Origin of the sequence: Methanoculleus sp., from assembly GCF_036677455.1 — an archaeon.
Classification (GTDB): domain Archaea; phylum Halobacteriota; class Methanomicrobia; order Methanomicrobiales; family Methanoculleaceae; genus Methanoculleus.
This window is the reverse complement of sequence record NZ_JAVBWL010000051.1, coordinates 128,609-140,977: the sequence shown is the minus strand read 5'-3', so window position 1 is coordinate 140,977 and position 12,369 is coordinate 128,609. Positions and strand designations below refer to the sequence as shown.

At 62.8% G+C, this 12,369-nt stretch carries 11 protein-coding genes; 4 read left to right on the top strand and 7 right to left on the bottom strand.

Annotation, left to right across the window (positions count from 1 at the left end):
• Positions 1-6 precede the first annotated feature (6 nt).
• Positions 7-594 (bottom strand): site-2 protease family protein, encoded by a 588-nt coding sequence (locus V6K60_RS12625; RefSeq protein WP_332450877.1) that lies wholly within the window; start codon positions 592-594, stop codon positions 7-9.
• Positions 595-684: 90 nt separating this feature from the next.
• Here V6K60_RS12625 and V6K60_RS12620 point away from each other — a divergent pair, with 90 nt between their 5' ends.
• Complete coding sequence (locus tag V6K60_RS12620; protein WP_332450876.1) at positions 685-969, top strand: chorismate mutase; 285 nt, start codon at positions 685-687, stop codon at positions 967-969.
• A gap of 11 nt (positions 970-980) precedes the next feature.
• Here V6K60_RS12620 and argB read toward each other — a convergent pair whose 3' ends face one another.
• The 4 genes from argB to argC are packed head-to-tail and all read right to left on the bottom strand — an operon-like array spanning position 981 to position 4,480.
• Complete coding sequence (gene argB, locus V6K60_RS12615) at positions 981-1,850, bottom strand: acetylglutamate kinase (RefSeq protein ID WP_332450875.1); 870 nt, start codon at positions 1,848-1,850, stop codon at positions 981-983.
• A complete protein-coding gene (argJ, locus tag V6K60_RS12610) occupies positions 1,847-2,998 on the bottom strand; it encodes a bifunctional ornithine acetyltransferase/N-acetylglutamate synthase (RefSeq protein ID WP_332450874.1) in 1,152 nt (383 codons plus the stop codon). Before argJ ends, argB begins: the two co-directional genes overlap by 4 nt.
• On the bottom strand, positions 2,995-3,483 hold the full coding sequence (locus tag V6K60_RS12605) for a CBS domain-containing protein (protein WP_332450909.1): 489 nt from the start codon (positions 3,481-3,483) through the stop codon (positions 2,995-2,997). Before V6K60_RS12605 ends, argJ begins: the two co-directional genes overlap by 4 nt.
• A gap of 10 nt (positions 3,484-3,493) precedes the next feature.
• The gene (gene argC / locus V6K60_RS12600) at positions 3,494-4,480 is read right to left on the bottom strand and encodes an N-acetyl-gamma-glutamyl-phosphate reductase (RefSeq protein WP_332450873.1); all 987 of its coding nucleotides are present in this window, start codon (positions 4,478-4,480) and stop codon (positions 3,494-3,496) included.
• A 164-nt stretch (positions 4,481-4,644) separates the two neighbouring features.
• Between argC and V6K60_RS12595 the strand changes: the two genes are divergently transcribed.
• Positions 4,645-5,832, top strand: a complete 1,188-nt coding sequence (locus V6K60_RS12595) for an RNA-guided endonuclease InsQ/TnpB family protein (protein WP_332450872.1) — start codon at positions 4,645-4,647, stop codon at positions 5,830-5,832.
• Position 5,833: 1 nt separating this feature from the next.
• On the opposite strand, the gene V6K60_RS12590 is transcribed toward V6K60_RS12595, so the two are convergent.
• The gene (locus V6K60_RS12590; RefSeq protein WP_332450871.1) at positions 5,834-6,733 is read right to left on the bottom strand and encodes an ADP-ribosylglycohydrolase family protein; all 900 of its coding nucleotides are present in this window, start codon (positions 6,731-6,733) and stop codon (positions 5,834-5,836) included.
• Positions 6,734-7,666: 933 nt separating this feature from the next.
• Between V6K60_RS12590 and V6K60_RS12585 the strand changes: the two genes are divergently transcribed.
• Both V6K60_RS12585 and V6K60_RS12580 read left to right on the top strand, forming a co-directional pair.
• A complete protein-coding gene (locus V6K60_RS12585) occupies positions 7,667-8,293 on the top strand; it encodes a hypothetical protein (RefSeq protein ID WP_332450870.1) in 627 nt (208 codons plus the stop codon).
• Positions 8,294-8,688: 395 nt separating this feature from the next.
• Positions 8,689-11,691, top strand: coding sequence for a PEGA domain-containing protein (locus tag V6K60_RS12580; RefSeq protein WP_332450869.1), 3,003 nt, complete (start codon positions 8,689-8,691; stop codon positions 11,689-11,691).
• Here the strand turns inward: V6K60_RS12580 and V6K60_RS12575 are convergent.
• Complete coding sequence (locus V6K60_RS12575) at positions 11,688-12,368, bottom strand: KaiC domain-containing protein (RefSeq protein ID WP_332450868.1); 681 nt, start codon at positions 12,366-12,368, stop codon at positions 11,688-11,690. The two genes, V6K60_RS12580 and V6K60_RS12575, sit on opposite strands and share 4 nt — an antisense overlap.
• Position 12,369 lies beyond the last annotated feature (1 nt).

Here is a 12,369-nt window from a genome sequence, read left to right as displayed (position 1 = left end):
GATCCCTCAGAGGAGGGACCAGAAGAGGAGCCCGGCGGAGGCGGCCATGAGGACGGCGAAGACGACCGGGTTCCAGGCGAGGACCTTGCGCCCATCCAGCACGCTGATCGGGAGCATATTGAAGGCCGCGATCATCGCGTTGACCCGGAGCCCGACGAGACCCACGAGCCCGATGAGCCCGCCGCCGGAGAGGAGCATCAGCGCCGCGAAGGGTATGCAGAGGATCAGGTTCGTGAGCGGTCCTGCCGCCGATATCCGCCCGTTCTCGGCCTTCGTCGCGTTCCCGTAGACGTAGGTCGCCCCTGGCGCCGCAAAGACGACCCCGACGAGCGCCGCCATCACCACGGCGACGAGGAGCATCTGGTTGTCCTTCTGGAACTCGGCCCAGTAGCCGTAGCGCATGGCGGCGAACTTGTGCGCCAGCTCGTGGAGGACGAAGGCGACCCCCACCGTGACGAGGGACATCACGAAGAAGAAGACGAGCCCGAAGGGGTCCACCCCGCCCCGGATGTAGATCAGGGTGAAGGCGACCGATATGGCAAGCCACGCGATCAGGAGATCCCGGCGCTCGCGCAGCGGTAAACGTTGCAGCATTCCGGTACCAGGTTTGTTTCGGCAGGGTAATATCTTTCTCCCCGGGTGGGCCCGTCAGATTTATTCCCCGGCCGCGGCCTACCATATAGTATGACACTCGATGCCGTCAGGAACGATATCCGCGAGATCGATGAACGGATCATCGACCTCATCGCACAGCGGCAGAGGCTGGCGGCGCGGATCGCCCGCTTCAAGCAGGAGAACGACCTTCCCATCCGCGACGAAGCGCAACGGAAGGCGGTCCTCGACCGGGTCTTCACCTACGCCGTCGAGAGCCGTATCGACCCGGTCGCCGTCCGGAGCATCTTTGAGATCCTGATCGAGATGAACGAAGAGCGGCAGCGGGAGTGCAGCGGCGACGGCAATCTGCCGTGAGAAAAAAAAGGTTACGGAGTGAGCATCGTCCCGACGCCCTGGTCGGTGAAGAGCTCGAGGAGCAGGTTGTGCTCCTTGTTGCCGTTCACGACGTGGGCGCTCGTGACACCGCACCGGACCGCCTTCATGCACCCGTCGAGCTTCGGGATCATCCCGCCGGCGATGATCCCCTCACCGATCATCGCCTCCGCCTCGGAGAGCGTGAGACGGTGATAGACCATCGTCCGGTCGGCGTTCATCACGCCGTCGACGTCGGTCAGGTTTATCAATTTGAAGGCCTTGAGAGCGATCGCGATCTCCGCGGCCGCCGTATCGGCGTTGATGTTCAGGTTCCGGCCCTGCCGGTCGAGGGCGATCGGGGCCACCACCGGGATGTAGTTCTGGCTGAGGAGGCCGTTGAGCAACTCGGGGTCGACCTCCTCGATCTCGCCGACCATGCCGAGGTCCACCTCCTCGATGACCTCCCCCACCTTCACCCGCTGGGGCTCCATCTTCCGGGCGATGAGGAGGTTGCCGTCGTTGCCGGAGATCCCGACCGCCCGGGTGCCGCAGTTCGCGATGAGGGCGACGATCCCGGCGTTGATCTTGCCGACCAGGACCATCTGGGCGATCTCGAGCGTCTCGGCGTCGGTGATCCGGAGGCCCCCGACGAACTTCGGTTCTTTGCCCATCGCCTGCATCTTCGCGGTGATCTCGGGGCCGCCGCCGTGGACCAGGACGACCCGCATCCCCACGTAGCGGAGGAGGACCGCGTCCCGGATCACGGTGTTCAGGATATTCTGATCGACCATCGCGTGGCCGCCGAGTTTGATCACGATCGTCTTCCCGTAAAACTTCTGGATGTAGGGGAGTGCCTCCATCAGCACATCTTCTCGTTTCATGTCGTGTACTTCCCGTTGATCTCTACGTACTTCTCGGTGAGGTCGCATCCCCACGCCGTCGCCTTCCCGTCGCCCGCAGCAAGGTCGAGGTCGAACGCGACGGTATCCCCGCGCATCGCGGCCTTCGCCCTTGCGAGGTCGGCGACGATCTCGCCGCGGGCGACGAGCGGCGTCCGCCCGGCGCCATCGCCGACCGAGAGCGAGACCGCGTAGGGGTCGAACGCGACGCCGGCTCTTCCGGCCGCCGCGACCACCCGGCCCCAGTTCGGGTCCTCGCCGTAGATCGCGGTCTTGACGAGCGGGGAGGCGACGATCGTCCGTGCCACATCGGCTGCGGCATCCTCGTCGGGAGCGCCGCGGACGGTCACCGCGAGGACCTTCGTTGCCCCCTCGCCGTCGCGGGCGATCTGGACGGCAAGGTTCCTGCAGACCGCCTCGATGGCCTTCACGAGTTCGTTCTGGTTGACCCTGCCCGCGGCACCGGTCGCGGTGCAGAGGGCGATGTCGTTCGTGCTCGTGTCCCCGTCGACGACGACCCGGTTGAAGGACCGCCGGGTCGCCTGCCGGAGGATATCCTGGAGAACCGGTCCCTCGACTTCCGCGTCCGTGTAGAGGAACGCGAGCATCGTCCCCATGTTCGGGGCGATCATCCCGCTTCCCTTGGTGATCCCGCCGACGGAAAACGACTCCGTCTCGACGAGGGCGTGCTTTGCGAAGGTGTCGGTGGTCATGATCGCACGCGCCGCCGCGTCCTCGGCATCGGCGCTATGGGCAAGGAGCGGCGCGACCCGCCCGCACTGGTCCCGGATGAGGGGGAGGTCGAGGTAGCGACCGATCACCCCGGTGCTCGCGACGCCGACCGACGCCGGGTCGAGGTCGAGTGCTCCGGCCGCGATGCCGCACATCTCCACCGCGTCGCGGTATCCCCGCTCGCCGGTGTAGGCGTTCGCGCACCCGCTGTTCACGACGACGGCATCAAGGGTCCCGCTTGCTATCCGCTCCATCATCACCTCGACCGGCGCCGCCCGGACCCGGTTCGTTGTGAAGACGCCGGCCGCGGTCCCGGTCGCCCGGATCAGGGCAAGCCCGAACTTGCCTTCTTTGACCCCCCATGCCCTGACGCCCTCGACCGCACAGATGCTCTTCATGTTCTCTCCTCCCGGGATGCCCCGAGGCCCTGAACGATATCGGCCCGGGTGACGATCCCGACGAGTTTGCCGTCGCGGAGCACCGGGAGGCGTGCGATCCCCTCGTGGAGCATCTGGGCAGCCGCGTCGGCGATCCCGGCATCCTCATCGATGGCGATGACCGGGCTGCTCATCACCCGCCGCACCTCCATGCTCCCGATATCGGAGAGCGCTCGCTTCGTCTTCTCCCAGTTGATGAACTCCCTGACCGGGACCTCGATGATCTCGAGCGGCGAGGGGAGCCAGAGGTCGTCGGAGATCTCGCCGACATCAAGCAGCGAGAGAATATCGGTCTCCGTGACGATTCCCGCCACCCGGTCGCCGTCCATCACGGGGAGCCCGCCGATGTGATACTTCCGGAGCAGTCCTGCCGCCTCGCGCACCGGCGAGTCGACCCGGACGGTCACCGGGTCCGGGGTCATGATCTCCCTGACCAGCGTTGCCATCGCCATCACCTCAGGGGAGCATCCCGGCGGAGCGGAGCCCATCGTTCTCCGCAAACCCGCACATAAGGTTCATGTTCTGGATCGCCTGGCCGCTTGCACCCTTGACCAGGTTGTCGATCGCTGAGACCGCGACGACGCGGTCGCCCTCGCTCTCGACGGCGACGTCGCAGAAGTTCGTCCCCCGCACGGCGGCAAGGGTCGGCCGCTGGTAGCGGACGAAGAACTCGCCCTCGTAGAACTTTCGGTAGAGTGCCTCGACCTCGGCCTGCTCCATCGGCTCGTTGAGGAGGATGTGGGCCGTCGTGAGGATCCCCCGGTTCACCGGGAGGAGGTGGGGCGTGAAGTAGCACCGGGCGGTCGAGCCGAGCCGGGCGGCTTCCTGCTTCATCTCCGCGAGGTGGCGGTGGGTCGTCCACTTGTAGGCGCTGAAGTTGTCGCCGACATTTGGGTAGTGGGTCGTCGCGGAGGGGGTGTTCCCGGCCCCGGAGACCCCGGTCTTTGAGTCGTAGATGATGGTATGGGCACGGCTCGCGAGCGGGGCTGCGGCGAGCGTCGCCCCGGTCGGGAAGCAGCCCGGGTTCGCGACGAATGCTGCGCCGCGGACCTCGTCCCGGTGGAGTTCGGTCAGGCCGTAGGGGGCCTTGAAGTAGGCCTCGTGGACGACGCCGTAGGTCTTCTCGTAGACGTCCTTCTCGAGCCGGTAGTCGGCCGAGAGGTCGACGGTCTTGATCCCCCGCTCTGCAAGCGTCCCGGCAACCTTCATCGCCGCCGTGTGCGGCACGGCGAGGAAGGCGAAGTCGGCATCGATATCGCCGACGTCGGTGTTCCGGAAGACAAGATCGGTCAGCCCCCGGAGATGGGGGTGGACCGAGGCGACGGGGGTGCCGTCCAGGTTCCGGGACGTCGCAGCGACGACGTCCGCGGACGGGTGGTGCAGCAGGAGCCGCATCAGCTCGCCGCCGGTATATCCGGATGCACCGATGATCGCAATTTCCATAAGAAAGAGATGTCTTTTATAGAATCTTAACTTTTGGGGCTGAAGGGGCGAAGCGGGAAGTCCCCGGTCAACAGGTGCGGGGATGAAAGCGGTGCTGCCCTTCTTCCACTTTCACCCTGCACGGATCACGTATATCTTATTTCAGATGAACTCTCTTGTTGTCCATGCTCATTTCCTGCAAGTATCGAGCGTATCCAGATGCAGCCACTGAGGCACGGCTGAATGTCGCACTCGATACCTGTCGGTGGCTCTACAACGCACTTCTCGAAGAGTGTACTACTGCACGAGAGACCGGGATCGCTCCGACGATGCGAGGAATGCAGGCGCGGATCGTCACGCTGAAAGAGGAGAACCCGTTTCTGAAGGGCGTGTACTCCAAAGTGCTTCAGATGGTGAACTACACCCTCTGGAGTAACATCCGTGCTCTGTCGCAGACGAAGAAAAAGGGGCGAAAAATCGGCAAACTCCGATTCAAGAGCGCATCCCGGTACCGCACACTCAACTACAACCAGTCTGGGTTCGAGATCGACCGTGGGCATAGCTCGATCACGTTCTCGAAGATCGGAACAATCCCATTCAAGATGCACCGACCATACTCGGGGGAGGTGAAGGGCATCCTGATCACTCGCTCTGGTGATAGATGGTACGTGATCATCCAGACAGAGCAAACAGTGCCTGCATCGAAGTGTGAAGGACGGTCTGTCGGGATCGATGTCGGTCTGAACGCATTTGCGGTCGATAGTGACGGCGCGGTGATTGAGAACCCACGGTTCTATGAGCACTCACTTGACCGGATCAGGAAGTTACAGCAGAGTATCGCCCGGAAACAACGGTTCTCGAGTAACTGGAAGAAGGCAAAAGGGAAACTGGAGAAGGTGTATGAACATATCACGAGCCAGAAGAACGATTTCCTGCACAAACTTTCCCGTCGGTACGTTGACACCTATGCCACGATCTGCGTTGAAGACCTGAATATCAAGTATCTGAAAGAGAACGGCAAATCTCGTGGACTCCTGAGAAGTATCCACAGTGTGTCGTGGGGGCGATTCTTTTCGTATCTCTCGTACAAGGCTGAAAGTGCTGGTACGAACTTCATTCAGATCGATCCCCGGAATACGTCACAGATGTGCGCGAACTGTGGAAGCATCGTGAAAAAGACGCTTTCCGACAGAGTTCACGAGTGCCCGTACTGCGGGTTTGTTGCCGATCGAGACTATAATGCTGCGGTGAATATCCACCGCGTGGGGATGGAACAGCCCTTTGAGCCTGTGGAGCCAATACCGCTACATCACGTTTCTGTGATGCAAGTATTGGCCATGAAGCAGGAAGCCCCGCCCTTCAGGGCTGGGTAGTTCACGGCTTTGTGGTGTATCGCTCATAAAGCCGGGCGGCCGTCGCCTCGATCTCGTCGCGGCTCTCGAGCCCGTCGAGGAGGTCCCGCGGGAGGGCGGATCGGCCATAGACCGCGCCCGCGTAGGCGCCGCAGATGAGCGCGATGGTGTCGGTGTTCCCCCCGACGTGCGCGGCGGTGGTGAGGAGGGCTCCGGTCTCTCGTATGCGGTGGATCAGGAAGAAGGCGAGCGGGACCGTCTGGTAGACGGTCACGCCGTTCCCGATGACGGACAACGCGCTCTCGAGGCTGATCCCCTCGCGGGCGAGCCGGACGGCGTCGCGGATCTTGCTGCCGAGGGCGGGGTCCTCGAGGCCGGCGATCTTCTCCGCGATCTCAAGGGCGTCGGGACGGCCGCGGACGGCGTGGTGGATGAGCATCGCGACGGTGACGGCTCCTGCGAGCGCCGCGGGGTGGGTGTGGGTGACGCTGCAGGCCTGGACCACCCGTTCGGTGACGTCGACCGGGTCGCCGTAGACGAGCCCGAACGGGACGGCGATGCCGGTGCAGCCGGCGGAGTTTGAGGCAACACCGGCCGGCCTGCCTTCGGCGATGTGCCGGCACGCGGCGTCCACGGCGCCGTCGGGGAACCGGAGGTCCCCGTCCAGGTACATCCGGGTGAGGGCGGCGGCATACCCTTTCTCCGAGTAGGTGCCGTCGGCGAGCATCCCGGCGACGAGGAGCATCGTCTGGGTATCGTCGGTAAACTGCCCGGGTCTCAGCCCCGCGTTCGGGTGCCCCCGCCAGGCGCGCCGGTATCCTTCATGGAGGCGCTGGAAGTCGGGCGGTGTGCTCTCTCGCGCCATGCCGAGCGCATCCCCGATGGCGGCCCCGAGCAGGCAGCCCTTGAACTGATCGAGCATTTGATAGTATCTCTCTTAAGATTCGTCTTAAGGGTTGTTGTCCGGGGGTGAGGCCCGGGTCTCCTGCTCCTTCCGCGTGGACCCCGGCGGGGTCGGTGCGGCCGTGGACCGCGATATCCCCATACCCACAGAGGAGGCCGCGGCCATGGGCAGTCAGGGGGTCACTTTTGCAGATGGGTGCGCTGGAGTGAGAAGATCAGTATAACTCTTCAAGGTCTTTCTCGGCCGGTTTCGGGAGATATTCATCGGTGCATAGAGTTTTGTCATTTTTAGGTTGCTTCTTCAACCTGACCATCACTCTCTCTCCCCACGGTTTCAGGGATCGATCGAGCTGGATTGTCCTGCTGGATTGTCCTATTACCTATCAATGTGCCGTCGACCTCTACCGTCGTCGAACCACCCGTGGATCACTCTGATTGTTGGGATGGTAAAAGATTCTTTGCGATTGTGCGCAGGTATATGATTGCCTCCAGGTGCCTCCGCTGAATAGCAGATTGGAGGAAAGGGGTAAAAAAACGGAGTGCCGGGAGAGGCATATCTTCACAGACGCTGATTTTGCGCTCTGTGCGCCGCAGATCGGATCAGTTTCGTGCGTCGTCGGTATAGGTGGGCTTCTCAATGTATCATGGAAACGCCGGGCATCTTTGCCCTCAAGGGTAAGCCCGAGTTCGATAGGTTTTGCCGTTGTCACTCCACCTCTGGAGACGACAGAATAATCATGGCTGCCTATCTCGCCTCGGCTTGACCGGGATGATGCAGTTCCTTCGCGTGAGGCCCTGTCATTGCCCCTGTACGCTGTTCATGAGAAGCCGCGAAGAACGCGAAAGTGGGTGGATGATTGAGGACTTCTCCTTCTCGATCTCGACTCGCGATGCTCCCCCGGACCACACCCCGGCCGAAACCCTTATCCCTTCTCCCAAACCTTCCGAAACCGTGGCTCTCTCCCGGGCGGGCATGCTCCTTGCAGCCGTCATCCTGGCCCTGTATGCGCTGGTCGCCGCAGTGGTGCTGACCACACCCTACGAAAACCCGTTCACCGTCATAGCCCGCCTCCTCGCTCTCTGGGGGTACCTTGCCCTCGCCATCGCGGCCATCCTGACACCGTTCCTCCGCGAGGTCATGGCCGTCTTCGGCAGGCCGTTTCTCGCGGTGCACCACACCTTCGCCGCCGTCGGCCTCCTCCTTCCCACGCTGCACCCGGTGACCCTCGCCATACGGTCGATGAACCCCGCCCTATTCATCCCAACCTTCTCGTCCTGGGAGCGGTTCTGGTTACTTGCGGGCCAGCCCGCCCTCTACCTCCTCTACATCGCCTTCGCCGGGGTGCTGCTCCGGAAGTACATCCCGAAGTACTGGCGGTGGGTGCACGGCCTGATATACGTCGTGCTCCTCTTTGCCGTCGTGCACGGAAACTTGATCGGGACCGACTTCCGCGACCCGATCATATGGGCGCTTTACAATACGCTCTTCGTCCTCGTCGTCGGAGCATTCATCCTCAAGCGGTGGCGGAAGATGCAGAAGAAGCGGGGGGCCGGCCGGGGCCGTGGTGCACGGGGGTGATCCCGGAGGGGCGGGCGTCCTGGCGGGATCCCGGCACTCCGATAAAGTTCCGAGGAAGCCCCCTGGAGGTTAAACTGCTGACTTCCTTTCGAAGCCTGACGGCTTCTCATGCTCGCCTACGCTCGCACTTCACATCTGACGGTGCTCACACTCCGGCTCCGTTGGAACGTCGCACCCTTCGGCCCGTCGCACTTCACACCTGACGGTGCTCGAACTCCGCCCTTATAGAGCCTCGCACTTTGCGGCGTCGCGTGAGACCGCATCGTTGCCGGGTACCAAAATTAACGAAGTACTGAGTCCTGCGAAGGGATCTTTCGTGTGCTCGAACGCACGGGTGGGAAGGCCTGACGCTCGTTGCGCGCGTACCGGGGACCGATGTACCTTCCGGGCGGTGGATGACGATCGAGGTCAACGACGAGGTTGTCTACTCGGAGTCCGGGTTCTCCAGTTCCGATCCTGCAAACCAGGTTCCCAAGGAGTTTCACGCAGACTTCCCGCAGTCCGAGACCGTACGGGTGAAGATCTCACACGGGCAGAACCCGGCCTGGAGCCCCCGTTTCGCCATGGAATACTACTCGTTCGAACTGCACCAACCCCCTCCTATCACGATCACCTCTCCCCATGATGATACGGTGCCAGCCGGCGGCAACGTCACCGTGTCCGGGAACGTCTCCGATACCGCCATAACCAGCCTCATACTCACCCACAACAACGTATCGTCGACAGTTCCAGTGCAGGGCGGGAACTTCTCGACTGAGGTGACCCTTGCGGATGCGAACACGATCACGGTCGGCGGCACCGACTCGCTGGGGAACCCCTTCTCCACGACCCTCCTCCTCGACGGGGACATGCTGCCGGCCGCCTTCGAGCAGGCGATCGGGTTTGACCCGCTCAATGCCGACTCCGACTGCGCGCAGTGGCCCGGGGACCAGGCCGGGAACGGGGTCATCGACGGCTACGAGGTCTTCGCCGGCGACCTCCCGGTCTTTGTGAAGTACCGGATCGGTGCCAACCCGTTCGTGGAAGATACCGACGGGGACAACCTGACCGATTCGTTCGAGCTGCTGAAACTCGGGACGTTCCCGGAGGAGCCGGGACAGATGTTACTGATGGGAGACGGCGATCCTGTCATCGTCGCTGCCGGGACGGATGACGACCCGGACGGGGACGGCCTCTCGAACCTCGATGAGCAGACCTACGGGACCGACCCGCTCTCGGCGGATACCGACGACGACGGCCTCGCCGACGCGGACGAGATCTTGATGGGGACCGACCCCTGCGACGCCGATACCGACAGCGACGGCCTGACCGATGGTGCCGAGGTGGCCCTCGGGACGACAAGTCCTTTTAACCCTGATTCGGACAGTAACGGGGTCGCGGACGGTGCCGAGGACTACTGGAGCGGCGAGCGGTTCCTCGACGAGACTCTGAACCTGACGGTCTTCGGCCGCGGGTACGCCGTTGCCAACGTCAGCGTCGCCGCGGTGAACTACACCCACCTGATCAGCGACGAGATCCTGGTCAGTAAGGTCGCCGCCATCGGGTTCGGCGACGATATCGGGTCCGGAACGATTGAGATCGCGTACAACCCGACCCACGTCGTGGACCCCTCCCGGCTCGCGATCTATCGTTTCGACGAGGACCTCGGGACGTTCGTCGGCGTTGCTTCCGCCGTCGATGCCGTGAACGGCGTGGTCTCCTGCGCGGCGGCGGGGTCGGCGAAGTATGCCGTCCTGGACTCGGCGCGGTGGGAGGCGCTGTTTGACGAGGATGAAAGTATCGAGTCGTTAGGGGAAACAGACATCTATCACGTGTTGTTGTGGGTCAGAGATTCCCAGACCGGCGAGGGCGTCGGCAACGCAAGCGTCACCTTTTGGGGTGTGACGGGATCGCAAGATCTGGTGACTAAGACACATGAGACGGGCGAGCGAAAGGGGTTGACGAGAGATTTCGCTGAATATCCCACGAGCGGGGCAAAAGCTTATTCGATCGAGAAGAACGGCTATAACAACCATAACGGCGTGTTCCATATTAAGGAAGGCGAGTACATTTTTACCGCCACTTCTCTGATCCACCAGGTAGGCGCACCCACGGGCTACCTGACCGTAACGTCAACCCCAACGGGGGCGATCGTCTACATCGACAATATTTACTATGGTTCCGGGGTTTCGAATGCGAAGCTCCTTGAGGGTGAGCATACTCTCGTATTGACGTCATCGAGTCTATACTATGGGACGGCAATCGAGACCGTCGAGATTACCCGTAACCAGCATACTCAGAAGCACATTAATCTGCCCCTCACTTCCAGTTGCGGCAATGTCCGTGTGATCTGTTCGGAGCCCGGGGCCGCGGTTTCCATCGACGGCTTCTCTGTCGGCACCATCCCCGCGTCCGGGGAACTCACGGAGACCAACGTCGATTCCGGCACCCGCCAGGTTACCGTCACGAAAGAGGGGTTCGCTTCCTATTACGAGTCTGTCACCGTCGTCGCGGGCCAGACCAGCACCGTGAACGTGGTCCTGGTGCCGGAGGACCTGGACGGGGACGGCCTGCCGGACGGCTTCGAGACGGGCGGGTACACCGATGGGTTCGGGAACCGGCACAACCCCGACCCGTACCTGATCGATACCGACGGTGACGGGCTCTCGGACGGTTTTGAAGCCGGGGAACCCGTCACCGACGAGAACGGTAAGACCTACTTCAAGCAGCGGAGCGACCCGACGAAGGCGGATACGGATGACGACGGCCTCGATGACCTGGCGGAATTCGAGTACGGCACCGATCCCTTCAACCCGGACACCGACGGGGACGGCCTCCGCGACGGCGCCGATCCCGACCCGCTGACGCCTGCCGCGAGCGGCGACATCAACCTTGCCAAAATCGGGCGCGAGATCCTGGCCGGTGCGGTCTTCGGGGAGACCGGGCTGCCCGACGGGTCGCTCTACTGGCTGGTCGGGGAGGAGACCGCTTCCTCGCCCTACTACATGGTCGGCTGGATCGGGTTTTCGTGTCTGCCGGTCGTCGGTGGGGTTGCCGACATCCGCGACGCGGTGCAGGCGATCCTCAACGGCGATCCCGTTGGCGCGATCCCCGGGCCGGGGGACGCGGTGAAGGTTGCGGCCGTCGTCGGGAAGTTCGTCCTGAAGCTCCCGGAGCTGTTGATGCCCGCAGCCGTGCTGCTGATTAGCGAAATACCGGATCCCGACGTCCGGGCTATCGCAGGTGCGAGTCGCGACGCTCCATCAGGAGTGGAGTGCTCCTGCAGACGTTCCCGTCTATCGGAACTCGAAGATCTTCGGTCTTCTCGATCTCCGCCTGCCCCAGAGGGGCACGCGTCGCCATTCGAAAATTGCTGGGCAATTTTCTCAAGCTCCGGCCCTTCGGCCCGTCGCTCTTAAAACAGACTTGCCTCAGAATAGACCATGATCCGGTCCTGGAAGATCTCGAACGGCTTGATCTCGCGTGAGTGGGGCGACCGGCGCACCTTCACGACCTCGAGGGCCAGGTGGACCTCGGTGAGCCCCCGGGACCGGACGCGGTGAAGGAGGATCACCGCATCCCCCAGGAACTCGGCAAGGCCGTACTTGCTCTCCTCAGGGCTCGCGATGCCGGCCTCGCTCGTCATCACCAGGGTGCAGGGCAGGTCCCGCATCATCTCGATGAACCCGAACATCTCCTGCCGCCGGACGGACTCGTCCTCAAAGAGCCCCTCGAAGAGCGATATCGGGTCGATGACCACCCTTGAGGCCCCGAAACTCCTGATGAGCGCGGGAAGCTCGCTCTTGATGCTGCTGATCGCGAGATTGAAGTCGGTCGGGTCCAGCCGCAAGAGGTAGAGCCGGTCACTCACGATCGCCGGGTCCCACCCCTTCTGTGCGATGGTAGCGCGGAGAAGGTCCTCCCGCTCGTCGAGACTGATATAGATCACCTTCTCGCCCCGGCACACTCCCTCATACGCGAACTGGAGGCCGAACATCGTCTTTCCGGTGCCATAGGTGCCGACGATCGCGCAGATGCTCCCCTCGACCAGCCCTCCATGAAGCATCTCGTCGAGCCCCTCGACCCCGAACTTCACC